The organism is Brevibacterium limosum, assembly GCF_011617705.1.
GTDB lineage: Bacteria > Actinomycetota > Actinomycetes > Actinomycetales > Brevibacteriaceae > Brevibacterium > Brevibacterium limosum.
In genome coordinates this window covers 1,874,628-1,901,400 of sequence record NZ_CP050154.1, presented here as the reverse complement: position 1 = coordinate 1,901,400, position 26,773 = coordinate 1,874,628, and the positions used below count along the sequence as shown (strand labels likewise).

Below are 26,773 nucleotides of genomic sequence, written 5' to 3'. Positions count from 1 at the left end.
CTCGGCGCCGTCGGCGACGGCCCAGCCCGTCACCGCGTCTCACTACAAAGCTATCAGGGGCGGAGCAGACGCCTGAGGTTCTCCAACCTCTCGGCCATGGACCGTTCCATCCCGTTCGTCGTCGGAGTGTAGTAGCGCTTTCCGCGCAGAGTCTCGGGCAGGTATTCCTGATCGGCGACTCCGTGCGGAAAGTCGTGCGAGTACTTGTAGCCCTCACCGTGGCCGAGTTCCTTCGCACCCGGGTAGTGGGCGTCGCGCAGATGCATCGGCACCTGTCCGGCGAGTCCGTTCTTCACATCGGCGATCGCGGCGTCCAGGGCCCGGTAGCTGGCGTTCGACTTCGGTGCCAGGGCGAGGTATGTGACCGCCTCGGCCAACGGGATCCGTCCTTCGGGCATGCCGATGTTCTGCACTGCCGTCGAGGCGGCCACGGCAATGGGCAGCGCCTGCGGGTCGGCCATGCCGATGTCTTCGGCGGCGGAGATGACGACTCGTCGAGCGATGAAGCGAGGGTCTTCACCGGCGACGATCATCCGCGCCAGATAGTGCAATGCCGCGTCGACGTCTGAGCCGCGGATGGACTTGATGAACGCGGAGACCACGTCGTAGTGCTGGTCGCCGTTCTTGTCGTAGCGCAGAACGGTCTCACTGCTCGCCTCGGCGCAGGCGGATTCGGTGATGAGGATCGGACCGGTCTTGCCGTCTCCGTCGTCATCCCCTTCACCGTGGCTGTCGTCGGACAGAGTGTCCTCGCTGGCATCCTCGGCGAGCTGAGCGGCATCGGCCTGGGCGGCGGCGATGCCGGCGGCGGCTTCGAGGACCGTCAGTGACCGGCGGGCGTCGGCTCCGGCGATGCGGACGATGAAGTTCCGGGCCTCCTCGGTGAGGGTGAACTGCCCGGCCAAACCGCGGTCGGAGTCGACGGCGCGGTCGAGCAGCTTGCCGACGGCTTCGTCGTCGAGCGGTCGCAGAGTGAGCATGAGCGACCGCGACAGCAGCGGTGAGATGACGGAGAACGACGGGTTCTCCGTGGTGGCGGCCACGAGCACGACGAGTCGGTTCTCCACTGCCGGCAGCAGGGCGTCCTGCTGGGCTTTGGAGAAGCGGTGGATCTCGTCGAGGAAGAGCACTGTCGTGCGTGAGTACATCTCCCGTTCACGGCGGGCGTTCTCGATCACCTGACGCACGTCCTTGACTCCCGCGGTGATCGCGGAGAGCTCGACGAAGGTGCGGCCCGGGGCGTGGGAGATGACATGGGCCAGAGTCGTCTTCCCGACTCCGGGTGGGCCCCACAGGATCACCGAGGAGGCCCCCGCCCGGTCTCCCCCGCTGGCTTCGACGAGCTGGTTGAGCGGGGATCCGGGGAAGGTCAGGTGCTCCTGGCCGACGACCTCGTCCAATGTCCGCGGGCGCATCCGCACCGCGAGCGGGTCCAGGGCCCGCCCCGAGGAGGCTCCGGAGGAACCGGCGAAGCCCGGACCAGGAGGTTCCTGGTCCGGGCCGGCGGAGAACAGATTCGGTTCCTGGCTCATCAGGCCTCGGCGTCGTCGTCTTCCGGTGCGAAGTCGACTCCGGCCTCGGCGCGCTGGGCGTCGGTGATCGGGGCCGGTGCCTGCGTCAGCGGGTCGAATCCGCCGCCGGACTTCGGGAAGGCGATGACCTCACGGATCGAGTCGACCCCGGCCAGCAGGGACACGATGCGGTCCCAGCCGAAGGCGATGCCGCCGTGCGGGGGTGCACCGAATTTGAAGGCTTCGAGGAGGAAGCCGAACTTCTCCTGGGCTTCCTCTTCGGAGATGCCCATGATCTCGAACACGCGTTCCTGCACGTCCTTGCGGTGGATGCGGATGGAGCCGCCGCCGATCTCGTTGCCGTTGCACACGATGTCGTAGGCGTAGGCCAGTGCCGCGCCCGGGTCCTCTTCGAGAGTGTCGAGGAATTCGGGCTTCGGTGCGGTGAAGGCGTGGTGGACGGCCGTCCACTGACCACCGCCGACGGCGACGTCTCCGGCGGCCTGAGCGTCGGCAGCCGATTCGAACAGGGGCGCGTCGACGACCCACACGAAGGCCCAGTCGCCGTCCTTGATCAGACCGGTGCGGGCAGCGATCTCGTTGCGTGCGGCGCCGAGCAGGGCGCGGGAGGAGTTCGCCTCACCGGCGGCGAAGAAGATGGCATCGCCCGGGCTCGCTCCGGCGGCGGCGACGAGTCCGGTCTTCTCCTCCTCGGAGATGTTCTTGGCCACGGGGCCGGACAGCGTGCCGTCTTCTGCCACGAGCACGTAGGCCAGTCCCTTGGCGCCGCGCTGCTTGGCCCAGTCCTGCCAGCCGTCGAGCTGACGGCGCGGCAGCGATCCGCCGCCGGGGTAGACGACGGAACCGACGTACGGCGACTGGAAGACGCGGAACGGGGTGTCCTTGAAGAATTCGGTGAGGTTGTGCAGCTCGAGGCCGAAGCGCAGGTCCGGCTTGTCCGAACCGTACTTCTCCATCGCCTCGTGGTAGGTGATGTGCGGGATCGGCGTGGTGATGTCGTAGCCGATGAGCTTCCACAGTGCGGTGAGGATCTCTTCGGCCAGAGCGATGATGTCCTCCTGCTCGACGAAGGAGGCTTCGATGTCGAGCTGGGTGAACTCGGGCTGACGGTCGGCGCGGAAGTCCTCGTCGCGGTAGCAGCGGGCGATCTGGTAGTACCGTTCCATGCCGGCGACCTGCAGCAGCTGTTTGAACAGCTGCGGCGACTGCGGCAGGGCGTACCAGGAGCCGGGCTTGAGGCGGGCGGGCACGAGGAAGTCGCGGGCGCCTTCCGGAGTGGACTTCGTCAGGGTCGGGGTCTCGACCTCGACGAAGCTGTGGGCATCGAGGACCGACCGTGCCGCCTTGTTGACGTCGGAGCGCAGGCGGATGGTCTTCGCCGGGCCGGAGCGGCGCAGATCGAGGTACCGGTAGCGCAGACGGGTCTCCTCACCCACGGCACCGGAGTCCTCGGCGTGGTCGGAGACCTGGAACGGCAGCGCAGCCGCCTGCGAGAGCACTTCGACGCTGGTGTCGATGATCTCGATCTCACCGGTCGGCAGGTTCGGGTTCGTGTTGCCCTCGGGGCGGACCGACACGGTGCCGGTGGCCTTGACGACGGTCTCGTTGCGCAGCTGGTGGGCGTCGTCCTCGCGGACGACGACCTGCACGATTCCCGAAGCGTCGCGCAGATCGATGAAGGCCACACCTCCGTGATCGCGACGACGATCGACCCACCCGGTGAGGGTGACGGTTTCTCCTGCGTTCGCGGCTCGCAGGCTTCCGGCTTCGTGGCTTCGCAGCACCTAGGGCTCCTTTGTGATGTTGTGGTCTAGCGCCTGAACAATGATAGTCGCCCTTCCGTCAGCTCCGGTACACGCGTGGCCAGAGGTCGTCCTCTGCAGGAGTCCACGTGGCCGGATCGGCGGTGGTCTGCTCTCCCGAGCGGATGTCCTTGACCTCGTGGCCGGACTCACCGTCGGTGAACCAGACGAACGGGATGTCGCGGCGTTCGGCGTAGCGGATCTGCTTGCCGAACTTCGCGGCGTTCGGCGACACCTCACAGGGGATGTCCCTGGACCGGAGAGTCGCGGCCACGGCGTCGGCCTCTCCGCGCCGGGCCTCCTCGGTGACGGCGATGACGACGGCCGAGGGGGTGCCGCGGGTGGCGCGGATCTCCGAAGCTTCGCCGAGGATGAACGCCATGAGACGCGAGACGCCGATGGACATGCCCACCCCGGGATAGTTCCTCTTGCCCACGGTCGCCAGCGAATCGTAGCGTCCGCCGGAGGACACGGAGCCGAGCTCTTCGTGGCCGATCAGCTGGGTCTCGTAGACCGCTCCCGTGTAGTAGTCGAGGCCGCGGGCGATCTTGAGCTGGGCGACGACGACTCCCGGCGCCCGTTCGGCTGCGGCACGCAGCAGGGTCGTCAGCGATTCGAGTCCGGCGTCGAGCAGCGGGTGGTCGACGCCGAGGGCGCGCACCTGATCGGCGAAGTCCGGGGAGTCGGATTCGATGGCGGCCAGCGCCAGGCACAGATGCTGCTGTTCCTCGTCGGCGCCGGCTTCGGCGGCGAGCAGCTCACCGACCTCGGCGGGGCCGATCTTGTCGTACTTGTCGAGGCAGCGCAGCACGGCCTGGATGTCCGTCAGTCCGATTCCGCGGGCGAAGCCTTCGAGCAGCCTGCGGTCGTTGACGAGGATCTTGATTCCGGGCACGCCGAGAGGAGCGAGCCGGGAGAATGCGTCGGCCACAGCCAGGGGGATCTCGACTTCGAAGTGTCCGGGCAGCTCACCATCGGCGATGACGTCGATATCGGCCTGGATGAACTCGCGGTAGCGGCCGGCCTGTGGCCGTTCGCCTCGCCAGACGGGCTGGACGCGGGCGGCCTTGAACGGGAAGCTCAGTTCGTTGGCATTGTCGGCGATATAGCGGGCCAGGGGAACCGTGAGATCGAAGTGGAGGCCGAGCGGGTTGCGTTCGGCGCCGTCGGAGTGCAGACGGGAGACGGCGAAGATCTCCTTGTCGATCTCTCCGTCCTTGGCCAGCTGGCTGATGGGTTCGACGGCGCGGTGGTTGAGGGCGGAGAACCCGTGCAGGGCGAAGGTGTGTTCGAGGGTGTCGATGATGGCCTTCTCGATCACGCGTTCGGCCGGGAGTCGTTCCGGGAATCCGGACAGACGGGCTGACTTCGCCATGGTGCTCCTTGCTTTCGGTGCTGATGCGATGCCGTGGGGCACCGCTGAATCGGGTGGTCTCGGGTGAGTTCCGGTGGCTGGTCGGGCGGGTGCGACCGCTCGGTCGGATCCGCTCAGAAGAACGGGTTCGTCGCGATTTCCGTGCTGACCCGTGTCGCCGGGCCGTGTCCAGGATAGATCGGCGCATCGGGCAGCGTCGTGAATGCCCGCAGCGACTCCTGCATCGCCTGCGGGTCTCCCCCGGGCAGGTCGACACGGCCGACGGCTCCGGCGAAGACGACGTCACCGGTGAAGATGGCCTCTTCCTCGCCGTCGACGACGCGCAGCAGCATGGAGCCTTCGGTATGGCCGGGTGCGGCGACCGCGGTGATGGTCAGCCCCGCGATCTCGAAGCTCTGCCCGTCGGTGATGTCCTCGGCCGCGGGTGCGTTCCAGTCTTCGACCAGCGGGGCGAGCATCGCCGCGAACTGCGGATTGAGCGTCGTCGCCGGTGAGTCCAGCCGGTACTTGTCCGGGGTGCCGAGGTGGACGGGCACGTTCCAGCGGGCGAGCACGTTGGTCAGGCCCAGGATATGGTCGGGGTGGCCGTGGGTGAGGAAGATCGCCTGCGGCTCCAGTCCCTCTTCGCTCAGCAGCTTGTCGAGTCCGGGGGCGCAGTCGTATCCGGAGTCGATGAGAATGCAGTCGCTGGAGCCGTCTGCGCGCACGGCATAGCAGTTGACGTCGAGGAATTCGGCGTTGGTCGAGAACACATCCATGTGCAAAGTCTATCTACACGCGCGCCGATGGTTATGCTGGGATAACGTCTATCCCACAATCGAGTGATCGGCGGGTGTGAAGACCTGCCGGTTCGACCGATGGAAACAAGGTGAGAACCATGTCGACCCCGACACCGAAGCCGACCCCCCGTCCGTCGTCGCTGCCGCGTCCGCAGGCGGCGCAGGTGGTCAACGCCAGCCATATCGACCACGACGCCGAGGTGGCTCGCGCAGTGACTCATGGTCGGGCCGATGCACAAGGCAATGTGTTCGTCACCACCGCTGAGGGCGAGCGGGCCGTCGGTCAGTACCCGGATGCCACTCCCGATGAGGCGCTCGAGTACTTCGCGAAGAAGTACGTCGAACTCGCCGAGAGTGCGGTCCTGCTGCGCAATCGCCTCTCCGCCGGTGCTCCCGGCCGTGAGATCGTGGCGGCGGCGAAGACGCTGCAGGAGTCGCTGCCGGAGGCCAATGTCGTCGGTGATCTCAAAGGGCTGAGCACCACCCTCGACACTCTCATCTCCGATGCCGAGGCCACGGAGTCCCGACAGGCCGCTCGCGCCCAGGCTGCGAAGCTCGCCGCCGCCGAGGACCGTGAGGCTCTCGTCGTCGAGGCCGAGTCCCTGGCCAAACAGGATCCGTCGAAGATCCAGTGGAAGCAGTCGGGTGCCCGTCTGCGCGAGCTCTTCGCACAGTGGAAGGACATGCAGCGCAGCGGACCGCGTCTGCCGCGTGCCGTCGATCAGGAGCTCTGGGGCCGGTTCTCGCAGGCCCGGAACAGCTTCGAACACAAGCGCAAGGAGTTCTTCGCCGAACTCGACAAGGTCAATGCCGAGGGCAAGCGGATCAAGGAGAAGATCGTCGCCGAGGCGGAGTCGCTGTCGGCCTCGACCGATTTCCGGACCGTGTCCCAGAAGTACAAGGACCTGATGAGCCAGTGGAAGCGTGCCCCGCGTGCGTCCCGCAAGGACGATGACGCTCTGTGGGCACGGTTCCGAGCCGCACAGGACGTGTTCTTCTCCGCTCGCGATGCGGAGAACGCCGCGCTGGACGAGGAGTTCAAGGGCAACCTCGTCGTCAAGGAAGAGCTGCTGAAGAAGGCGCAGGCGCTGCTGCCGATCACCGATCCGGTGGCGGCCAAGCGTGATCTGCGCACCATCCAGGACCAGTGGGAGGAAGCCGGGAAGGTCCCCCGTGCCGATGTCTCCCGGATGGAGAACGGTCTGCGCGATGTCGAGCGTGCGCTCGCCGATGCCGAGGAAGCCGCTTGGCAGCGCAGCAACCCGGAGACGAAGGCCCGCACCTCGGGTGCGCTCAATCAGCTCGACGAGTCGATCGTCGAACTCGAGAAGAAGCTCGAGACCGCGAAGTCCGGTGGCGATGGGAAAGCCGTCGCGGAGGCGCAGGAAGCTCTTGACGCCCGCCGCGCCTGGAGGGATCAGCTCGCACAGACCGCCGCGGAGCTCGACTGAGGACTCTCCGCTCGTCCACAGGTTCGGGCGTTCGAGTCCCCAACTGTCCACAGGCGGCAGCCGACGTCTTGTCAACGCCTCCACACCCGACGATAGTGCGGGTATGGAGGCGTTGTTTCATCTGCGGGACTTCGGGTACGAGCAGCTCACCGAGCTCACCCTCGACGGTCTGCTCATCCGACTGACCGAATCGACGTGGGTGCGCAAGGGCGCGATCCTCTCCCCCGCGGAGCGGATGGCCGCTCTGCATTCGCTCATCCCACCGGGGCTCGCAGTCTCCCATGACAGCGCTTGGTGGGTGCATCGCGGTCTCGGCCGGGCTCCCGCTCCGCTGAACTGCATCACTCTGCCCAGAAGACGGTGGATCGCCGATGACGGTTTCGACGTCCACGAGACGACGCTGGCGGACGACGAATGGTGCCTCATCGACGGACTGCCCATCACAACGGAGGAACGGACGCTCTACGATCTGCTCTTCCCGCATTTCCGGTTCCGCACCGCAGAGTCACCGCAGGCGCTGCGGGGAATCATTGCGGAGATCCCCACCGGCCTGCGCCATCGTCTCCGGGACTACCTCTCTCAGGTGGCCCGTCGACCATTCGTCGCCCAGATGCGCGCCGCCTTGGACAGTGCCGCCGCAGACGGCCATGCCCTCGACGGGATCGGAATCGACCGGGAGGATCAGCCGCCGGAGATGCGGTAGACGTCGAAGACGCCTTCAACCTTGCGCACGGCAGAGAGCACCGTGTCCAGATGGCTGGCATCGCTCATCTCGAAGACGAACTTCGACTGGGCCACGCGTGCCCGGGACGTGCCGACCGTCGCCGACAGGATGTTCACATGGGTCTCGGTGAGGACCTTCGTGATGTCGGAGAGCAGACCGGCACGGTCGAGAGCTTCGACCTGGATCTGGACGAGGTAGATTCCGCTCGTCTTCTCACCCCAGGACACCTCGACCATGCGTTCGGGTTCACGTCTGAGTGAGGCCACGTTCGGGCAGTCGACACGATGCACGGACACGCCCGAGCCGCGCGTGACGAAGCCGAGGATCTCGTCTCCCGGCACCGGGGTGCAGCAGCGGGCGAGTTTGACGAGCACGTCGTCGACGCCCTTGACGATCACGCCTTCGGACGAAGAATGGTGCCCCGAGGACTGACCGGTGCGGTTGCGCGGCTCCGGAGGCAGCGCGACCGACTCGTCGTCCTCCCCGACTTCCTTGGCCAGCAGGTCGACGACGTGCTGGGCCGAGGACACACCGTTGCCGATCGCGGCGTAGAGGGCGCTGACATCGGGCAGACGCATCTCTGTGGCGACGACCTGGAGGGCCTCCTGGCTCATCAGCGTGGCCGCGGAGAAGGTATGGCGGCGCATCGCTCTGGCGAGCTGTTCGCGGCCGTTCTCGATCGCCTCTTCGCGGCGCTCCTTCGAGAACCACTGACGGATCTTGCTCCGGGCCCGCGGGCTCTTGACGAAGCCGAGCCAGTCGCGGCTGGGCCCGGCGTTCTCGTCCTTCGAGGTGAAGACCTCGACGGAGTCCCCGTTCTTCAGCTCCGTGTCCAAAGCGACCAGGCGGCCGTTGACGCGGGCACCCATGGTCTTGTGCCCGACCTCGGTGTGCACGGCATAGGCGAAGTCGATGGGGGTGGCTCCCGATGGCAGGCTCATCACCTCGCCCTTGGGAGTGAAGACGTAGACCTCCTTCGAATTCACCTCATAGCGGAGGCTGTCGAGGAACTCATCGGGGTCGGAGACCTCACGCTGCCAGTCCAGCAGCTGCCGCAGCCAGGCCGCGTCGTCGACCTCGCCGGCGTCGGAGACCTTCACCGAGCGTGCGGTGTTCGAGGTCACGGCCTTCGACGACTTGTTCAGGTCCTTGTACTTCCAATGAGCGGCGACGCCGAATTCTGCGCGTCGATCCATCTCGTGGGTGCGGATCTGGATCTCGACGGGTTTGCCGGCCGGCCCGATCACCGTGGTGTGCAGGCTCTGGTACATGTTGTACTTCGGCATTGCGATATAGTCCTTGAACCGCCCGGGAACCGGGTTCCAGCGGGCGTGGACGATGCCGAGGGTGGCATAGCACTCGCGCACGGATTCGACGAGGACGCGGACTCCGACGAGATCGTAGATGTCGGCGAACTCGTGTCCGCGCACGACCATCTTCTGATAGATCGAGTAGTAGTGCTTGGGTCGTCCCGTGATGGAGGCCTCGATCCCGGATTCCTTGAGCTCGCCCTGGAGCTCCTCGGAGACCGTGGCCAGATACTTCTCGCGTTCGGGAGCCCGGTCCGCGACGAGCCGGACCACTTCGTCATAGACCTTGGGATGGAGGACCTGGAAGGACAGGTCTTCGAGTTCCCATTTGATCGTGTTCATGCCCAGCCGGTGTGCCAGCGGGGCGAAGATGTCGAGGGTCTCGCGGGCCTTCTTCGTGCTCGACGAGGCCGGGACGAAACGCCAGGTGCGCGCGTTGTGGAGACGGTCGGCGAGCTTGATGACGAGCACGCGGATGTCCTTGGCCATCGCCACGATCATCTTGCGCACGGTCTCGGACTGCGCGGCCTGGCCGTAGGTGAGTTTGTCGAGCTTCGTCACCCCGTCGACCATGGCCGCGACTTCGGCCCCGAATTCCTCGGTGAGCTCTGCGAGCGAATACGACGTGTCTTCGACCGTGTCGTGCAGCAGCGCGGCGGCGAGCGTGACCGGCAGCATGCCGATCTCGGCGAGGATGGTCGCGACCGCGATGGGGTGGGTGATATAGGCGTCACCGGACTTCCGGGTCTGCCCGCGGTGAGCCTCCTCGGCGACCTTATAGGCTCGGACGACGAGGTCGATGTCCGCTTTCGGATGGTTCGACTGCAGAGCCCGGATCATCGGACCGAGCACTCTCGGGTAGCCGGGGTTGTTCTGCGCCCTGGCCGCCCACCACGCTAAGCGGGAGATGCCTCGCGGACGGCGCGAATCGGCGGACGAAGCCACAACATCTCCTCTCTCGGGAATCAGACTTCGGCGTGCATCACCGGTGGGACGTCTGCTCCCCCGTTCTTCAAGCGTAATTCACGCACGGCCTCCTCCTGTTCCTTGACCGCCGGTTCGTTTGCCCGGAGGACGGCGTAGAGGGGGCTCGCGACGAACAGCGTCGAAGCGGCTGCCACTATAGTACCGATGAACAGGGACAGCGAGATATCGACCAGTGTTCCCGCACCGAGCAGGAACACACCGATGAAGAGGATCGAGGCGATCGGCAGCACGGACACCACCGAGGTGTTGATCGAGCGCACGGTCGTCTGATTCACACCGAGATTGACCAGCTCGGAGAACTTCAGGTTCCGTTTCTCCCCGAATCGGGTCGTGTTCTCTCGGATCTTGTCGAAGACGACCACCGTGTCATAGAGCGAGAAGCTGAGCACGGTGAGGAAGCCGATGATGGCCTCCGGAGTGACTTCGAAGCCGGTGGCCGAGTAGATGCCCATGGTCACGATCATCACGGCGAAGAGGCCCACGATCGCCGCGACCGACATCTTCCACGTGCGGAAGTACAGCGCCATGACGATGAGCGCGATGGCCACGAAGATGACGAGCGCGCGGATCATCTTCGACGTCACGTCCTGGCCCCATTCGGGCCCGACGAACGTCGAGGTGACGTCTTCGACCTTCACGTCGTAGCCGGCGACGAGACCGTCGCGGACTTCCTGCATCTGCGGGTCGGTGAGCTGGTTCGTCTCGATCTGGACGGCCGTGTCACTGGTCGGCGTCAGGCGCGGCTCGGACCCGGAGACGACGTCGTTGACGATGCCTTCGCCCTTGGCAGCGGAGGTGTCGGTGACATGGTCGACCTGGAACTGCGAACCGCCCTTGAAGGCGATGCCGAAGTTGAATCCGAAGATGAGGGGAACGAGGAGGGAGAGGAGGACGAGGACTCCGGCGATGCTCAGCCACAGCTTCGCCTTGCCGACGAATGGGATCGATGATTCGCCGCTGTGCAGCCGGTTGCCCCAGGCAAAGAACCGTTTCACTTGTCAGCCTCCTTGCCGTCTTGAGCCGCCGAGTCTTCGGCGGCATCCTCTTCTTCGGCGCGTCGGGCCGCGGCCTTCCGCTCGGCGATGGTCATACCGCCCGTCGACGCTGCGGTCTTCGCGGATTTCGACTTCGCGGCCTTCGACTTCCCGGACTCGGCCTTGTCGGTCGTGGACGTCGTCGTGCTCTCCTCTGACTCGGCCGCAGCCGTCGCCGCTGCGGTCGTGCCGGATGTGTCCTCGGCGGTCATTCCCGCCTTGCGCATCCGCGCCTTCTCACGACGCTTGGCCTCGGGCGTCTTGTCCTGGTCATCGATGGACAGGTTGAGGGCACCGCGATATGCGGCTGGTTTGACTCCGAGCAGACGCGGGTCCATACCCGACAGCGGGTGGCCTTCGCCGAAGAACTTCGTGCGGGCCAGGACCTGCAGCATCGGGTGGGTGAATAGGAAGACGATGAGCACGTCGATGATCACGGTCAGACCCAGGGTGAAGGCGAAGCCTCGCACCGATCCGACGGCCAGGATGTAGAGGATGACCGCGGCGAGCATGTTCACGGCCTTCGAAGCGTAGATCGTCCGCTTGGCCCGGTCCCAGCCGACTTCGACTGCGGAGAGCAGATTGCGCCCGCTGCGCAGCTCGTCTCTCACACGTTCGAAGTAGACGATGAACGAGTCAGCCGCCATGCCGATGCCGATGATGATACCGGCGACACCGGCCAGGGACAGGCGGTAGCCGTATCTCCACGATGCCAACAGCAGCAGCAGATAGGTGAGCACACCGGCGACGACGAGGCTCGAGACGGTGACGAGGCCGAGCACCCGGTACTGGAGCAGCGAGTAGACGACGACGAGGATGAGTCCGACGAGTCCGGTGAGCAGACCGATCTTGAGGTAGTTCGAACCCAGGGTCGGCGAGATCTGATCCTCGCTCTGGACCTGGAAGCTCAGCGGCAGCGAACCGTTCTTGAGCTGGTTGGCCAGAGTCTGCGCCTCGTCGAGGCTGAAGTCACCCGTGATTTGGGCGTTGCCGTCGGTGATCACCGCGTTCGAGGACGGAGCCGAGAGCACGAGGCCGTCGAGCTCGATCGCGAACTGGTTGTACGGCTGCTGCTTGCCGGTGATGTCCGAGGTGATCTGCTTGAAGATCTCACGCCCGGTGGCATCGAAGGACAGGTTGACGGCAGGGTTGTTGGTCTGCACGCCATTTGCTCCTGAGGCATAGCCCGCGTTGGCATCGGCGAGGTGATCACCGGAGAGTTCGACTGGTCCGAGGATGTACTTCGCCTGTCCGTCTTGGGAGCACGAGACGACCGGTTTGTCGGAAGGCTGCTGTTCGCCTCCCGTCCGGTTCTTCTTGTTCGTGCAGTCGAGCTCCGTGTATTCCTTGATGATCCCTTCGGTCTGCCACTCGGAGGAGTCCTTCTCGGGATCGAAGAGAGGCCGCGGTGTCGAGTCGGTGACCTTCGTGCCTTCGCTCGACCCGCTGCCTTCGCCGGACTTCTCCGCGTCTTTGCTCTCCGACTCCGAGGTCTTCGTCTGCTCGGGGGCCTCATCGGCCTGTTTCTCGGTCGAGCCGCCGGCGTTGACGGCATCGCCGCCGCCGGACGGTGCCTGTTCCTCGCCCTGGCCATCGCCCTTCGAATCGGCACCGGTGAGATCCTCGAGGCGTTTGCGCTCTTCGTCGCTCAGTCCGTCATCGGATCCCGAGGAATCCCCGCTGTCTCCGCTTTCGCCGCTCTTCTCCTGCTCCTTCTGGATCTGCTCCTGCGAACGCGGGTCACCGACCAGCGCCACGCGGCGGAACACCAGCTGAGCCGACGACCGGACGAGGTTACGTGTCTCCTCGTCGGGGTTGCCCGGAAGATTCACGACGATATTGCGGTCGCCCTGCGTCGTGATCTCTGCTTCGGAGACACCGGTCGAGTCGACACGCTGGCGGATGATCGCCACCGCCTGATCGAGCTGCTCCTTGCTGATATCCGTGCCCTCGGACACCTGCGGTTCCAGAATTATCGACGTTCCGCCCTCGAGGTCAAGTGCGAGTTTGGGAGTCGTCGTGGCATTCGACCAGATGACACCGCCGGCGATGATTGCGGCGAGAGCCACGGTGACGATAGTCAGCCACAGGAAGCGCAAACCAGGTCGTGGTTTTTCTTCGATATCGGACACGTTTCAGCTTTCAGTCGGGAGCAGAGTGCGAGAACGGATCAGTTCTTCTTGTCGGAATCCGAGTCCGTGGAGTCCGTGGAATCGTCGTCCGCATCGGCGGAATCGGCATCGATCTCAGCGGTGGTCTCGGCGTCGACGTCCTCGGCACCCGCAGCGGAGTCGTCCGCGACTGTTTCCTCAGCGGCGTCCTCGTCCGGAGCGTCCGTCTCGGCGCGCTTGCGTTCGTTCATGGCGTCGAGCTCGGCATCGGTGATGGCCGGCTTCTCCTCGACGGCGTCGGCGTCGATATCGGAATCGGCGGCGGGAGCGGCGGCGCCGGGGGCGTCGACGGGTGCGGCCTCGTTGTTCTCGACCTGGCCGATGGCCTGGCGGTGGACGCGCAGAACCGTTCCGGGGCCGGATTCGATCGTCACCTGGTTGTTCTCTTCGTCGATCGAGAGCACGGTGCCGAAGACACCGAAGGTCGTCATCACGGTTGCGCCGGGCACGAGACCCGATTTGATCTGCTCCGCACGCGCTTTCTGCTTACGCCGAGAATTGAACAGGAAGAAGATCAGCAGCGCGGCAAGCGCAAGAGGGATCAGCAAATCCACAGATATCAGCCTTTCATATGAATGAATCAGTGAACCAGCTTAGTTCGTCCTCACCTCTCATAGCGAACTCAAATGCGGGGTTCAGAACTCATAGTTTGCTGGGATCTGCATTTTCAGGTGCTTCCAGGCCGCAGAGGTGGCCACGCGTCCGCGTGGAGTCCGACTGATCAGGCCCTCCCGCACGAGGTAGGGTTCGGACACGGTTTCGACCGTGTCGGCTTCTTCGCCGACGGAGACTGCGAGGGTTCCCAGGCCCACCGGTCCGCCGCCGAAACGCCGGCACAGCACCTGCAGAACCGATCTGTCGAGGCGGTCGAGACCGAGTTCGTCGACCTCGTAGACGCGCAGGGCCTTGGTGGCGGCTTCCTCGTCGATGATTCCGCTCCCGCGCACCTGCGCCCAGTCGCGGACGCGTCGCAGCAGTCGGTTCGCGATACGCGGGGTGCCGCGGGAACGGGTGGAGATCTCTTCGAGCCCGGCGAGCTCGGAATCGATGCCGAGCATCCGGGCCGAGCGCTGCAGAACGGTGAGCAGGTCGGCACTCGAATAGAAATCGAGCAGGGCGGTGAAGCCGAAGCGGTCGCGCAGCGGTGCCGGCAGCAGACCGGACCGGGTGGTGGCCCCGACGAGGGTGAACTGCGGGAGGTCGAGCGGGATCGCGGTGGCACCTGGGCCCTTGCCGACGATGACGTCGACCCGGAAGTCCTCCATCGCCACATACAGCATCTCTTCGGCGGCGCGGGCCATCCGGTGGATCTCGTCGATGAAGAGGACTTCGCCCTCTTCGAGGGAGGACAGGATGGCCGCAAGGTCACCGGCATGCTGGACGGCCGGTCCGGACGTCACCCGCAGACTCGAGTTCATCTCATGGGCGATGATCATCGCCAGAGTGGTCTTGCCGAGTCCGGGAGGACCGGAGAGCAGCACATGGTCGGGTGCTTTCTGCCGGGCCTTTGCCGCATCGAGGACGAGTGAGAGCTGTTCCCGCACCTGCGGCTGGCCGATGAAGTCGGCCAGGCCCTTCGGGCGCAGTGCAGCTTCGGCATCGCGTTCGGCGGTCTCGGCGCGGCCGGAGACGAGTCTGTCCTGTTCGGCCCCGGTCAGGTCCTGATCACCGAAGTCCATCTCGTAGGAGCCAGGATCGAAGGAACTCGTCATCTCTTCGCACCCAGGACCTTCAGTGCGGCCTTGAGGACCACAGAAGTGCCGGCTTCAGCGCCGGTCTCCTTGACGACCTCGGCGACGACCTCTTCGGCCTGCGGTTCCTTCCAGCCGAGGCCCACGAGAGCGTCGACGACCTGCTGATTGCCGCCGCCGAAGGACAGAGTCGGTCCGGGAGCGGACGCGGTGAGTTTGGGCAGCTTGTTCTCGAGTTCGAGGATGATGCGCGAGGCGCCCTTCTTCCCGATTCCCGGCACCCGGGTGAGCGCATCGGCGTTCTGATTCGTGATCGCGGCGGCGAGTTCGTCGGGTCCCATGACCGACAGGATCGCCATCGCCAGACGGGGGCCGATTCCGGAGATCGACAGGAGCACGTCGAAGGTGTGGTTCTCGTCTTCGGTGGTGAAGCCGTAGAGGGTCATCGAGTCTTCGCGCACCACGAGGCTGGTGACCAGTTCGATCTCGGCGCCGTGCCGGGTTCCGGCCAGTGTATCGGGGGTGACGTGGACCTTGCGGCCGACTCCGTAGGTGAGAACGACGAGGTGGTCAGCTGCGATCCGATGCACCGTACCGCTGAGGAAACTGATCACGAACAGCCTTTCTTAAGGGAACACGTGTACGAATCCAGGTTAGCAGGCACCCGCTCCCCCACACTCATTTGGCGCGCCGCATAGCCTCGGCCCACTGCTGCTGGGCCTTCGTCAGTCCGCTGCCCTGGCGGCCGCCGGCCTTGCGTTCGGTGAGGTCCTTGTTCATGCCCGGTGTCGATTGGGCCGACAGGGCCCCGCGCCAGGAATGGCAGATGGCGATCGCCAGAGCATCGGCGGCATCGGCGGGCTTCGGCGGTGCGTCGAGTCCGAGGATCCGCGTCACCATCGAAGTGATCTGCTTCTTGTCGGCACGACCGGAGCCGGTGATCGCGGCCTTGACCTCGGACGGGGTGTGCATGGCCACGGGCAGTCCGCGGCGGGCCGCCAGCCCCATGGTCAGTCCCGATGCCTGGGCCGTACCCATGATCGTGGACACGTCGTTGCGGGCGAAGACCCGTTCGATGGCCACGACGTCGGGACGGTACCTGTCCAACCAGGTGTCGAACGACTCGGCGATGGATCCGAGACGCAGGTCGACAGAGTCGGCCGAAGGGGTGCGCAGAACGTCGACGGCGACCATCTTCGCCTTCCGGGCGGGCAGGGTGTCGATGACACCGAGCCCGCACCGGGTCAGACCGGGATCAACGCCGAGGATGCGCATCAGGCATCGAGTTCGGCGAGGACCTCATCGCTGACATCGGCGTTCGAGTAGACGTTCTGCACCTCGTCGCTGTCTTCGAGCGCGTCGATGAGGGTGAAGACCTTCTGCGCGGTCTCCGCGTCGAGGCTGACCTCGAGCTCGGGAACGAATGAGGCTTCGGCCGAGTCGTAGTCGATTCCGGCGTCGACGAGGGCGGTGCGCACGGCCACGAGGTCGGTGGCCTCGCAGATGATCTCGAACTTCTCGCCGACTTCCTTGACCTCTTCGGCTCCGGCGTCCATGGTCGCCAGCAGGATGGCCTCTTCATCGGTCTCGTCCGCACCCACGGTGATGACGCCCCTGCGGTTGAAGTTGTACGTCACGGAGCCCGGATCGGCCATGCTCCCGCCGTTGCGGGTCACGGCCACGCGCACCTCGGAGGCCGCACGGTTGCGGTTGTCGGTGAGGCACTCGATGAGCAGCGCCACACCGCCGGCGGCGTAGCCTTCGTACATGATCGTCTCGTAGTTGACTCCGGAACCGTCGAGGCCGCCGCCGCGCTTGACCGCGCGGGTGATGTTGTCGGCGGGGACCGAGTTCTTCTTCGCCTTCTGGATCGCATCGAACAGCGTCGGGTTGCCGTCGGGGTCAGGTCCACCGTTGCGAGCGGCAACCTCGATGTTCTTGATCAGCTTGGCGAAGAGTTTGCCGCGCTTGGCATCGATGGCAGCTTTCTTGTGTTTAGTCGTTGCCCATTTGGAATGACCTGACACTGGTGTTCCTTCCTGTAGTTACAGCCTCTCAAGTCTATACGCTGACCGAGGAGACTTGTGCAGACGCCCGTGCGGAGGTCTGCGCCGGCCGGTGTTCGGCCGCAGACGCGGGTTCAGTCGATGACCAGCGGCACTTCGGGAACGGACCCGGCGGTGGCCAGATCGATGAGGCCCAGCAGATTCTTCGGATAGATCGTCTCCGTCGTGTCCAGAAGCTCCTCGCGGGTCCACCAGCGGAATTCGAGCAGGCTGCGCTTCTCGATGTCCGTCCAGACCGCGTCTTCGAGTTCGATGTCCTCAGCGGTGCGGAACGCGAAGTACGTCTCGACTTGGCGCAGCGACTTCTCCGTGAACTCGAAGACCTCGTCACGAGTGGCCAGGGGGCCGATGAGTTCGTGCGGTTCGCATTCGATCCCGGTCTCCTCCGCCAGCTCCCGGGCCGCCGTCTGCGCAGCCGACTCGCCGAGTTCGGAGCCGCCGCCGCAGGTCATCCACCATTGGTGACTGGGTGTGAGCAGATCTTGGGCCCGGATCAGGAGAACCTCGTCGCGCTCATTGAGTAAAACGACCCTTGAGGCTTTACGAGGTTTCATGTTTCTCCAGTGGTCGGCGGCGAGAGGAGGCAAGTGTTTGCAGAATAATGATGCTGGGGGATTTCGGCAAGAGCGCGACAGCGGTCCAGAGAACGATATCGGCTCTGTGCTTTCCCGACCAACTCGACGCTCATGACGCGGAGTCGGGCGCTGCGGCGGCGCTCGGGTCAGCCGCTTGCGGGCGATGTCGCTCGCCCTCTGGCTGCGTCCGTTTCCGGCCGCTCAGATGCCGATCCCACCAGTCGAGGATGGCTTCGAAGCGCTGCCTGCGGTGGCGAGGCTGGCCGGCCCGGGAGAGCTCGTGGTTCTCGCCTGGGAAGATGAGCATCTCGGTGTCGACTCCGGCTCGCTGCAGGGCCGCATAGTACTGCTGGGCCTGTTCCAGCGGGCAGCGGAAGTCGCGTTCCGAATGCATCACCAGGGTCGGTGTGCCGACCTGCGGGGCATGGGCCAGGGGCGATTGGCGCACGATCGCCTCACGGCTGCGGCTCGTGTACTCCTCGGTGAAGAAGCGGCCGATGTCGGAGGTTCCGACGAAGCTGTCGGGGTCGAGGTAGCCGCGTTCGACGATGGCTCCGCGGAAGCGCTGGTCCGCGGCGATCGTCATGGCTGTGAGATATCCCCCATACGATCCGCCCTGGATGCCCAGACGGCTGCTGTCGAGGGTGGGATCGGATTCGAGGGCGTGGTCGAGGACGGCGAGCACGTCGGCCATCGCCGGTGCCGCCATGTCGCCTTGGACTGCGATCCCCCAGCTGCGGGTGCGCCCGCCGGAGCCGCGCGGGTTCGAGAACACGACTGCATATCCCGCGGAGGTGAGCACCTGGGTCTCGTCGAACCACGAGTGGGTGTACTGGGCGAAGGGTCCGCCGTGGATGTTGAGGATGACCGGGAAGGGCCCCTCACCGTGCGGTTTGGCCAGCCAGCCGGTGATCGTGCCGGATTCGCCGGGCACACGCAGCACCTGGGGCAGGACGGAGTTCGCCGGCCCCGGATGTTCCTTGACGACGACAACGTCGCCCGGCGCCGAGGCGGTCCCGGAATCCGGGCGGCCATCGATGGGGATGCGGCCGAGCACCGCCGGGGACTGCGGGGTCGCCCCGGTGAAGACGAGGGCCGCGTCGTTGAGGTCGAAGCCGTTGACGACTGTGGTGTCGTCGGTGAGGAACTCGAGTTCGTCGAAGCCGATCTCTGCGGCGTCGAGGCCGATGCGAACGACACGGGTGGCTCCGTCGGTGTCGACGGCGGCGATGATCGCTCCCCCGTCGATTCGCGGCGGGATCGATGCCATGGCCACAGTCTCCGGGTCCGTCAGCCGCCTCGTGGAAGCCGTTGTCAGGTCGTGGACGAAGAGTCCGGGCATCTGCCCGACGAAGTCGAGTTCGTCTCGGGTCAGAGCGTTGCCGAGCAGCAGCACGGTGTCCTCGTCGAGCCACCGGTGCAGACCGACGTCCATGGAGGGCAGCTCGAGCGGGGTCGGGCCCTCACCCTCGAGCAGCCATACCGTGGAGCGCAGATCGGGCTGTCCCTGGTCGGGGTGGAGAGCGGAGACCACGGACACGCGTGTGCCGTTCGGGGAGAACTGCGGATCGTGGACATCGGTGTCCGGGGTGGTCAGCAGAGTCGACAGCGGCACTTCGGAGGCTCCGCGAAGGCCGACCGTGCCGAGACCGGGTTCGGAGAGGTCGACGAGGAAGGCACGGGCCGGTCGGTCGTTCGTATAGCCGAGGCCGTTGGCCAGGTAGGACGCCGAGGTGATCCGCCGTGGGGATTCTTCGGTCTCCGGGATGGACTCGTCGAGTCCGTAGCGGCCGGGTTCGGCGACCCGGGCGACGTAGAGAGCCCTGGCCCGGGAGTCGTCGAGGGCGAACTCGGAGACGCCGAGGTGGCTGTCCGTGATCTGGTGCGCCGTCTCGAGGCTGTCGCCGACGAAGAGCTGCGGGGCGGTTTTCCTCTCTGCACTCAGGTAGCCCGACCAGCTTCGGCCGCACTGCGGGGCCGAGTCCGACCATGAGTGGGTCAGCCGCCGGGAGCCGTCCTCGGTCAGGGAGAACAGCTGCGCGAGGTAGCTGTTGGTCTCCAGATCGGGTCGCCGGATCGTGATGACGGTGTCAGCGCCGCGCAGCACGGGCGAGGAGTACTCGGCAAGAGTGCCGAGGTCTTCAGGGTTCATCGGTTCCATTCCTTTGACAGGCGTGCCTGCACATCGGCGTGCACTTGCGGCAGGGCCTTCGTCTGGGCGATCACGGGCAGGAAGTTCGCGTCTCCGCCCCAGCGCGGGACGACGTGCTGGTGCAGGTGCGCGGCGATTCCGGCTCCGGCGACCGGTCCCTGGTTCATGCCCAGGTTGAATCCGTGGGGTCCGGACACGGCCCGGATGACGCGCATCGCCTGTTGGGTGAATTCGGCGAGTTCGACGGTCTCGTCCGCGGTCAGGTCCGTGTAGTCCGCAACGTGGCGGTAGGGGCAGATGAGCAGGTGGCCGGGGTTGTACGGATAGAGGTTGAGCACCGCGAACACGTTCCGGCCGCGAGCGACGATGAGGCCGTCCTCGTCGGTCTTCGACGGGGCCGTGCAGAACGGGCATTCGCCGGCACCGTCGTCCTTCGGTTTGTCCTGACCGTCGATGTAGACCATCCGGTGCGGGGTCCACAGGCGTTGGAATCCATCGGGTTCCCCGGGGAACCCGGCGGCGGCCTCGGGATAGGGAATCCCCTCGCCGAGGCGGCCGCCTCGGTGCTCCGATGCGGACGGGTCCTCGTCGCCTCCGCTCATACTTGGGCCTTGGTCTCGATCGCGTCGAGGATTCGTCGCACCGCCTCGGCGACGGGCACGCCGTTCTCCTGTTCGCCGCTGCGGAAGCGGAAGGACACGGCACCTGCGTCGCGGTCTTCTCCTCCGGCGATGAGGGTGAAGGGCACCTTCGACTTCGATGCGTTGCGGATCTTCTTCGGGAACCGGTCGTCGCTGTCGTCGATCTCCACCCGGACTCCGGCCCTGCGCAGCTGGTCGGCCACCTCGGCGAGGTAGTCGTCGAACTCATCGGCCACGGGAATGCAGGTCACCTGCACGGGTGCCAGCCACACGGGGAAGGCGCCGGCGTAGTGCTCGGTGAGCACGCCGAGGAAGCGTTCGATGGAGCCGAACTTCGCGGAGTGGATCATCACCGGCTGCTTGCGGGAGCCGTCGGCGGCGACGTATTCGAGTCCGAAGCGCTCGGGCTGGTTGAAGTCGAGCTGGACGGTCGACATCTGCCAGGTGCGGCCGATGGCGTCGCGGGCCTGGACGGAGATCTTCGGTCCGTAGAAGGCCGCGCCGCCCGGGTCGGGGACGAGTTCGAGCCCGGTCTCCTGGGCGACCTCCTCGAGCACGCTGGTGGCTTCGACCCACTGTTCGTCGGAGCCGATGAACTTGTCGGCCTTCTTCCCGTCCTCGTCTCGGGTGGAGAGCTCGAGGTAGAAGTCGTCGAGGCCGAAGTCGCGCAGCAGGCTGAGCACGAAGCCCAGCAGGTGGCGGATCTCCGCGGCGGCGTCTTCCTGGGCCACGTAGGAGTGCGAGTCGTCCTGAGTCAGGGCACGGACGCGGGTGAGGCCGTGGATGACTCCGGAGGCCTCGTCGCGGTAGACGGTGCCGAACTCGAACAGGCGCAGCGGCAGGTCGCGATAGGAGCGGCCGCGGGACCGGTAGATGAGGTTGTGCATCGGGCAGTTCATGGCCTTGAGCCGGTACGGAGTGCCCTCCTTGACGACCTCGCCGGATTCGTCGCGGACCTCATCGACGGCGATCGAGGGGAACATGTTCTCGCCGTAGTAGGGCAGGTGGCCCGAGGTAAAGTAGAGAGTCTCTTTCGAGATGTGCGGGGTGCCGACGTATTCGAAGCCCTCGTCGATGTGGCGGGCGCGGACGTAGTCCTCCATCTCCCGTTTGATCACACCGCCCTTGGGGTGGAAGACGGGCAGACCGGAGCCGAGCTCCTCGGGGAAGGAGAACAGATCCATTTCGGCACCGAGCTTGCGGTGGTCGCGGCGTTCGGCCTCGGCGATGCGGTCCTGGTAGGCCTTGAGGTCGTCCTTCGAGGCCCAGGCGGTTCCGTACACGCGTTGCAGGCTCGCATTCGCCTGGTCGCCGCGCCAGTAGGCGGCCGAGGATCGGGTGATGGCGAAGCCGTTGCCGATGAGCTTGGTGTTTGGCAGGTGAGGGCCGCGGCACAGGTCCTGCCACACGACTTCGCCCTTGCGGTCGACGTTTTCGTAGACGGTGAGCTCACCGCCGCCGACCTCCACGGAGGTCTCCTCGTCGGCGCCCTTGCCCTTGTCGTCGATGAGTTCGAGCTTGTAGGGCTCGTTCGCCATGCGCTCCCGTGCCTCGTCCTCGGTGACGACGACGCGGTTGAAGGTCTGACCGGACTTGACGATCTGGGCGGCCTTCTTCTGAATCGCCTTGAGGTCTTCGGGGGTGAAGGGCTCGGCGACGTCGAAGTCGAAGTAGTACCCGTCGGTGATGTAGGGCCCGATGCCGAGCTTGGTGCCGGGGAAGAGCTCCTGGACGGCTTGAGCGGTGACGTGACCGGTGGAGTGGCGCAGGATGTCGAGTCCGGCGTCGGAGTCGATGGTGATCGGTGCGATCCGCTCACCTGGCTGCAGTTCGCGGCTGAGGTCGGCGGGTTCGCCGTTCAACCACATCGCAACGACCGTGCGGTCGGCGGAGAAGATCTCCGTTCCGGTCAGCCCCTCTTTCCAGGGAATGCTTTCGCCCGCGCAGTCAATGCTGTCTGCCACTGATCTTCTCCGTTCGTTGAGTGTTCATTCGAGCAGCCCGTCCGGTGGGCTGCTCACCCTGAGATTCTAGTACCGATTTCGCTGGGACAGATCAGTTGGGTGGCAGTCGTTCGACTGCCACCCATACCGACTCCGCTGATCCGTGCGCCCGCAGTGTCAGGACCTTGTGGGCCCTGTCACCTCGGCGTTCAGACCGTCACTGCTTGTAGAACTCGAAGTCCTTGCCCTTGCCGAGGTCGTCGACGAGCTCGAGCTTGAGGTGCATCCCATCGATCTCTGCACTGGGAACGGCATAGGCGAGTTCATAGGTCGTTTCGCCGCCGGCAGGCACGGGATCGGTGAAGGCCAGCGAGCCCTTGTAGTTCGACCCGTCGAAGACGTCGTCGTATTCCTTGCTGCCTCCGTCGGTGGCAGCGAGATTCGTGAGAGTCATCTCCACGTCGGAGCTCGAATTGTTCTTCACGGTCATCGTCACGACGGCGATCTCACCATTCGTCGACTCGGCACCGGAAGCGGACGACGATGCGGTGCCCGGGCGGACATTGATCGCGGCGGTGACGTCGTCACCGATCTCGACCTCGCCTGCCTGAGCGGGTGCGGCCTCTCCGCCGTCCGATCCCGGGCTCGGGTCCTGACCGGCGCCCTGGCTCGTGCCGGGCGAAGCAGAGGAGCTGGCGGCTTCGTCGGCGGCCTTGAAGATGAACGCGCCGAACATGATGGTCGCAACGATCACGATGATCGAGATGACGACCGACACGATGCCGAGGATGATGCCGGTGATGTTGAGGCCCTTGTTGCTGGCGAGGCCCTTCTTGACCGCAGAGAGGCCGACGAAGCCGAAGATCACCGCGGCGATGCCGAAGAGTGCGCCGCCGCCGAAGACGAAGGCCCCGAGAATGCCGACGATGCCGCCGATGAGAGCGAGGATGCCCCAGATGTTCTTCGACGTGTTGCCGCCGCTGCCCGACGGGTACTGACCGTAGGCGGCGTTCGGGTTGGCCGGCATGAACTGATCGGAGGACCCCTCGGCGCCAGCGTAGGCCGGCTGCTGGCCGTACTGATTGGCGTCGTATCCCTGCGCGTTGGCGTCGTAGGGATTCTGGCCGTACGGGTTCTGGTCAGGCTGTCCCTGGCCGTACGGGTTCTGGCTGTTCGGATCCTGGCCGTACGACGCACCGTAGTTCGGCTGCGAGCCATACTGGGGAGGCTGCTGCCCGTACTGCTGCGAGCCGTCGTTGCCGCCCTGACCGTAGTTCGGCTGCGAGCCATACTGGGGAGGCTGTTGCCCGTACTGCTGCGAGCCGTCGTTGCCGCCCTGACCGTAGTTCGGCTGCGAGCCGTAGGGCTGGTTGCCTGACGATCCGTACTGCTGACCGGACTGCTCCGCGCCGTACTGACCGGGCTGTTGTCCGGCGTTCTGATCGTTGCCGTAATCGGGGGCGTTCGGCGGCTGGTTGTTCGGGTTCTGCCCGTTGGGGTTGTCGGGCGAACCGTCACCCGATCCGTACGGGTTCTGAGGAGTAGACATAGGTGCTCCGAAGTCATCGTCGTTCTGTACAACGCCTAGCGTACTAGCAAACCTGTGTGATACCGCATGCCTACTGCGTTTCAGCCCTGGAACACGGTGAACAATTCGTACACAATCCGCATCAGCGACCTGAGCCTGCATCAGCGTTCTGAGCTTCGAGAGTCATCCACTCATCGTTCGCAGACGGCGGAGGCACACAGCCCAGCTTCGTGCGTTCAGCACGCTCTGAGGTGAGCAGCCCATGTTCAAACTTGTGCTATTCGTCCAAAACTGGGCTGCGGCGAAAGAGCAGGCACTGACAGTGCCCCAGCACACCGACCGGCCACGGTCCTGACACTCTTCTCGGACAGTGTCCCTGCACACCTACCGGACACAGTCCTGACACACTTCTTCGGCACGTCTGTGTACATGGGACACCGGTGCGATTGCCTGGGGCCTTGGCCCACGCACCACGACATACTTTCGCCGGCCCCGGAGCCCACTTGAGTCACATCCGTTCGCGTCGGCGGGCCGAACCGCCGCATTTCGACCCTGGCATGGTCCCAGCGGCGTCGTGGCAACGGTACGATCCGGCGAATCGGTGCACCTTCTTCCGAACTGCCCACCGAAGAACGTGATGAGTTCAGAGAAGACACGACCACAACAGGGACCCCTACTCAGCCTCACGCAGGCTATTCGTCCGAAACTGGGCTGCAGCGAAGAAGCAGGTACTGAGAGAGTACCCAAGCGTGAATGCACGAAGCCCCGAGTGGATCACTCGGGGCTTCTTCTGTGCGCGATACTGGGATCGAACCAGTGACCTCTTCCGTGTCAGGGAAGCGCGCTACCGCTGCGCCAATCGCGCTCTATTCATTTGTTGCACCGGAACCCGAGGGTCCCTGTGCGCGATACTGGGATCGAACCAGTGACCTCTTCCGTGTGAAGGAAGCGCGCTACCGCTGCGCCAATCGCGCTGGTCGATCAGCATTTCTGCTGACCTTCCGAGGTGGCGACGGGATTCGAACCCGTGTATACGGCTTTGCAGGCCGCTGCCTCGCCTCTCGGCCACGCCACCGCCAAGGCAGTGCCATGACGCCTCCGAGCGGATGACGGGACTCGAACCCGCGACCCTCACCTTGGCAAGGTGATGCTCTACCAACTGAGCCACATCCGCATTTCTCGCTGCCCGGTTTCCCTGGCAACGAGATATAACTCTATACGCAGGTGGAGGCATACGCAAAATCAGAATCGGGTGATCGTGGTCACAACCGTCGATCAAGCTTTCAGGGTCACCCTCTTATAGTGGTTGGGTGAACCCAGAGAGTCCGCAGACCCGCCCCAAGGGCTGGTTGTCACGCCACCATCGACAAGGCCCCCGTCCGTGGCGCAAGCTGCGTCTGGGTTTCCTCCGCTGGCGTCGCACGGTGCTGGCCAATCCGCACACTGCGCGCATCTATCGCAGCATCGTCGGCGGTCTCGGCACGCTCATCGTGCTCATCGGCCTCGTGCTCGTTCCGCTGCCCGGCCCCGGCTGGCTCATCGTCATCATCGGTCTGTTCATCATCTCCAGCGAGTTCCGCTGGGCTCAGCGCCTTCTGCATTTCGTCCGGGTGAATGTCGAACGCTGGACGCATTGGATCATGGCGCAGCGGCTGTGGGTGCGGTGGACCGTCGGTGCGGTGACGGCAGCGTTCGTGGCCGTCATCGTGTGGTTCGCTCTCAGGCTCACGGGTCTGCCCGATTGGGTCCCGGACCTGCGCATCTTCGATGTGATCGGCCTGCGCTGAGACGACCGACGCCCATCACACCTCGATCGCAGCTGTGACGGGCGTCGGTCGTCCGGGCGGTCTCCTCCGGCAGAGGCAGATGAGCGCCGGCGATCACCTGTCTTCGCCGGCGGGGTTCTGCAGAACACCGACCCTGCTCAGGACGACAGGGCGGTGAGGCGCGAGAGGCAACGCATGTACTTCTTCTTGTACCCGCCGGCCAGCGACTCCTCGGTGAAGACAGCGTCGAGGGCGGCTCCGGAATTGATGATGTGGACATTGCGGTCGTAGAGCCGGTCGACGAGAGCGACGAAGCGCAGAGCCACGCTCTCGTTGTCGATTGTGCGCACGTTCTCCCACACAGCGGCATCGATGCCGTCGACCATCCGCCCGTAGCGTGAGGGGTGGACGGTGGACAGGTGGCTCAGCAGCTCGGAGAAGTCATCCCGGGCGACGACTCCCTCCAGCCGGCTCGCGGCCGCGTCGAGTTCGGACTCAGACAGCGGATCGGCCGGAGCGGTGAGCTCACGGGCACGGTAGTCCTTGCCGTCGATGCGGTAGACCTCGAACTGTTCGGCCAGCGCCTGAATCTCGCGCAGGAAATCCTGAGCGGCGAAGCGCCCCTCCCCCAGAGATCCGGGCAGAGTGTTCGATGTGGCGATGATCTTCACTCCCGCGTCGGTGAGTTCCCGCATCAGCCGCGACATGAGCACGGTGTCGCCGGGATCGTCGAGTTCGAACTCGTCGACGCAGACGAGCTTCATCTTCGACAGGTCGTCGCGGGCCCGGGCGAAGCCCAAGGCTCCGACGAGATTCGTGTATTCGACGAAGGTGCCGAAGGTGGCCGGCTTCTCATTCGCGTGCCAGGCCGAGGCCAGCAGGTGGGTCTTGCCGACGCCGTAGCCGCCGTCGAGGTAGACGCCCTTGGCACCGGTTCGGCCCTTCGAGAAGAGTCTGCCGAAGAATCCCTTGCTCGTCGAGCGTTCGGTGAATTCCCGCAGCTTGTTCCGTGCCTCTTCCTGCGAGGGCTCGGCCGGATCGGTGCGATAGCTGTCGAAGGACACGTCCTCGAACTGAGGCGGCGGGACGAGACCTGCGATGAGCTCTTCGGGGGCAACCTGTGGGGAACGGTCGCTCAGTGCGACCAGAGTCTGCTCGGCATTCACTCGGCCCAGTCTAAGGCAGGCTGAAGCGCCCGGTTCAACTCGGCCCGAGCGAGGTGGCGCCCGTCACAGAGCGGTCAGTG

At 65.3% G+C, this 26,773-nt stretch carries 21 protein-coding genes and 4 tRNA genes; 3 read left to right on the top strand and 22 right to left on the bottom strand.

Going from position 1 to position 26,773, the window contains the following annotated elements; translation table 11 throughout:
- Nucleotides 1–53: 53 nt before the first annotated feature.
- The 4 genes from GUY37_RS08430 to GUY37_RS08415 all read right to left on the bottom strand — a co-directional run bounded on the left by GUY37_RS08430 (nucleotide 54) and on the right by GUY37_RS08415 (nucleotide 5,467).
- Nucleotides 54–1,532: a replication-associated recombination protein A gene (locus GUY37_RS08430; RefSeq protein ID WP_166824433.1), complete on the bottom strand. Its 1,479-nt coding sequence runs from the start codon at nucleotides 1,530–1,532 to the stop codon at nucleotides 54–56.
- On the bottom strand, nucleotides 1,532–3,316 hold the full coding sequence (gene aspS / locus GUY37_RS08425; protein WP_166824430.1) for an aspartate--tRNA ligase: 1,785 nt from the start codon (nucleotides 3,314–3,316) through the stop codon (nucleotides 1,532–1,534). The genes GUY37_RS08430 and aspS overlap by 1 nt, the downstream gene beginning before the upstream one ends.
- A 58-nt stretch (nucleotides 3,317–3,374) precedes the next feature.
- The gene (hisS, locus tag GUY37_RS08420; protein ID WP_166824427.1) at nucleotides 3,375–4,709 is read right to left on the bottom strand and encodes a histidine--tRNA ligase; all 1,335 of its coding nucleotides are present in this window, start codon (nucleotides 4,707–4,709) and stop codon (nucleotides 3,375–3,377) included.
- Nucleotides 4,710–4,822: 113 nt separating this feature from the next.
- The gene (locus GUY37_RS08415) at nucleotides 4,823–5,467 is read right to left on the bottom strand and encodes an MBL fold metallo-hydrolase (RefSeq protein ID WP_166824424.1); all 645 of its coding nucleotides are present in this window, start codon (nucleotides 5,465–5,467) and stop codon (nucleotides 4,823–4,825) included.
- A gap of 119 nt (nucleotides 5,468–5,586) precedes the next feature.
- Between GUY37_RS08415 and GUY37_RS08410 the strand changes: the two genes are divergently transcribed.
- The gene (locus GUY37_RS08410; protein WP_166824421.1) at nucleotides 5,587–6,939 is read left to right on the top strand and encodes a DUF349 domain-containing protein; all 1,353 of its coding nucleotides are present in this window, start codon (nucleotides 5,587–5,589) and stop codon (nucleotides 6,937–6,939) included.
- Between the two features lie 103 nt (nucleotides 6,940–7,042).
- The gene (locus GUY37_RS08405) at nucleotides 7,043–7,642 is read left to right on the top strand and encodes a hypothetical protein (RefSeq protein ID WP_208094803.1); all 600 of its coding nucleotides are present in this window, start codon (nucleotides 7,043–7,045) and stop codon (nucleotides 7,640–7,642) included.
- Here the strand turns inward: GUY37_RS08405 and GUY37_RS08400 are convergent.
- From GUY37_RS08400 to GUY37_RS08320, 17 genes are all read right to left on the bottom strand, one after another.
- Entirely contained in the window at nucleotides 7,621–9,918 is a 2,298-nt protein-coding gene (locus GUY37_RS08400; protein ID WP_166824418.1) for a RelA/SpoT family protein, read from the bottom strand. The genes GUY37_RS08405 and GUY37_RS08400 overlap by 22 nt on opposite strands.
- A 20-nt stretch (nucleotides 9,919–9,938) precedes the next feature.
- Nucleotides 9,939–10,955 (bottom strand): protein translocase subunit SecF, encoded by a 1,017-nt coding sequence (gene secF / locus GUY37_RS08395; protein WP_152346310.1) that lies wholly within the window; start codon nucleotides 10,953–10,955, stop codon nucleotides 9,939–9,941.
- Nucleotides 10,952–13,063: a protein translocase subunit SecD gene (secD, locus tag GUY37_RS08390; protein ID WP_228278441.1), complete on the bottom strand. Its 2,112-nt coding sequence runs from the start codon at nucleotides 13,061–13,063 to the stop codon at nucleotides 10,952–10,954. Before secD ends, secF begins: the two co-directional genes overlap by 4 nt.
- A 101-nt stretch (nucleotides 13,064–13,164) precedes the next feature.
- The gene (yajC, locus tag GUY37_RS08385; RefSeq protein ID WP_228278440.1) at nucleotides 13,165–13,719 is read right to left on the bottom strand and encodes a preprotein translocase subunit YajC; all 555 of its coding nucleotides are present in this window, start codon (nucleotides 13,717–13,719) and stop codon (nucleotides 13,165–13,167) included.
- 81 nt (nucleotides 13,720–13,800) lie between these two features.
- Nucleotides 13,801–14,877, bottom strand: a complete 1,077-nt coding sequence (ruvB, locus tag GUY37_RS08380; protein ID WP_228278439.1) for a Holliday junction branch migration DNA helicase RuvB — start codon at nucleotides 14,875–14,877, stop codon at nucleotides 13,801–13,803.
- On the bottom strand, nucleotides 14,874–15,470 hold the full coding sequence (gene ruvA / locus GUY37_RS08375; RefSeq protein ID WP_166824415.1) for a Holliday junction branch migration protein RuvA: 597 nt from the start codon (nucleotides 15,468–15,470) through the stop codon (nucleotides 14,874–14,876). Before ruvA ends, ruvB begins: the two co-directional genes overlap by 4 nt.
- 64 nt (nucleotides 15,471–15,534) lie before the next feature.
- Nucleotides 15,535–16,131, bottom strand: a complete 597-nt coding sequence (gene ruvC, locus GUY37_RS08370; protein ID WP_166824412.1) for a crossover junction endodeoxyribonuclease RuvC — start codon at nucleotides 16,129–16,131, stop codon at nucleotides 15,535–15,537.
- A complete protein-coding gene (locus GUY37_RS08365; protein WP_152346307.1) occupies nucleotides 16,131–16,883 on the bottom strand; it encodes a YebC/PmpR family DNA-binding transcriptional regulator in 753 nt (250 codons plus the stop codon). The genes ruvC and GUY37_RS08365 overlap by 1 nt, the downstream gene beginning before the upstream one ends.
- A 113-nt stretch (nucleotides 16,884–16,996) precedes the next feature.
- Complete coding sequence (locus GUY37_RS08360; RefSeq protein WP_152346306.1) at nucleotides 16,997–17,476, bottom strand: NUDIX hydrolase; 480 nt, start codon at nucleotides 17,474–17,476, stop codon at nucleotides 16,997–16,999.
- 130 nt (nucleotides 17,477–17,606) lie between these two features.
- A complete protein-coding gene (locus GUY37_RS08355) occupies nucleotides 17,607–19,649 on the bottom strand; it encodes an alpha/beta hydrolase family protein (protein ID WP_166824409.1) in 2,043 nt (680 codons plus the stop codon).
- Nucleotides 19,646–20,251 (bottom strand): HIT family protein, encoded by a 606-nt coding sequence (locus tag GUY37_RS08350; RefSeq protein WP_166824406.1) that lies wholly within the window; start codon nucleotides 20,249–20,251, stop codon nucleotides 19,646–19,648. The genes GUY37_RS08355 and GUY37_RS08350 overlap by 4 nt, the downstream gene beginning before the upstream one ends.
- On the bottom strand, nucleotides 20,248–22,254 hold the full coding sequence (thrS, locus tag GUY37_RS08345; protein ID WP_166824403.1) for a threonine--tRNA ligase: 2,007 nt from the start codon (nucleotides 22,252–22,254) through the stop codon (nucleotides 20,248–20,250). The genes GUY37_RS08350 and thrS overlap by 4 nt, the downstream gene beginning before the upstream one ends.
- A 196-nt stretch (nucleotides 22,255–22,450) precedes the next feature.
- Entirely contained in the window at nucleotides 22,451–23,782 is a 1,332-nt protein-coding gene (locus GUY37_RS08340; RefSeq protein ID WP_166824399.1) for a DUF4190 domain-containing protein, read from the bottom strand.
- Nucleotides 23,783–24,554: 772 nt separating this feature from the next.
- A tRNA-Val gene (locus GUY37_RS08335) sits at nucleotides 24,555–24,626 on the bottom strand.
- Nucleotides 24,627–24,663: 37 nt separating this feature from the next.
- A tRNA-Val gene (locus GUY37_RS08330) sits at nucleotides 24,664–24,735 on the bottom strand.
- Nucleotides 24,736–24,765: 30 nt separating this feature from the next.
- A tRNA-Cys gene (locus GUY37_RS08325) sits at nucleotides 24,766–24,836 on the bottom strand.
- A 26-nt stretch (nucleotides 24,837–24,862) separates the two neighbouring features.
- A tRNA-Gly gene (locus GUY37_RS08320) sits at nucleotides 24,863–24,935 on the bottom strand.
- A 136-nt stretch (nucleotides 24,936–25,071) separates the two neighbouring features.
- Between GUY37_RS08320 and GUY37_RS08315 the strand changes: the two genes are divergently transcribed.
- The gene (locus GUY37_RS08315; RefSeq protein ID WP_228278438.1) at nucleotides 25,072–25,548 is read left to right on the top strand and encodes a TIGR02611 family protein; all 477 of its coding nucleotides are present in this window, start codon (nucleotides 25,072–25,074) and stop codon (nucleotides 25,546–25,548) included.
- Between the two features lie 137 nt (nucleotides 25,549–25,685).
- Here the strand turns inward: GUY37_RS08315 and zapE are convergent, their stop codons facing one another.
- Nucleotides 25,686–26,693 carry a cell division protein ZapE gene (gene zapE / locus GUY37_RS08310; protein WP_166824396.1) on the bottom strand — a complete coding sequence of 336 codons (1,008 nt, stop codon included), beginning with the start codon at nucleotides 26,691–26,693 and terminating at the stop codon, nucleotides 25,686–25,688.
- Nucleotides 26,694–26,773: the final 80 nt, after the last annotated feature.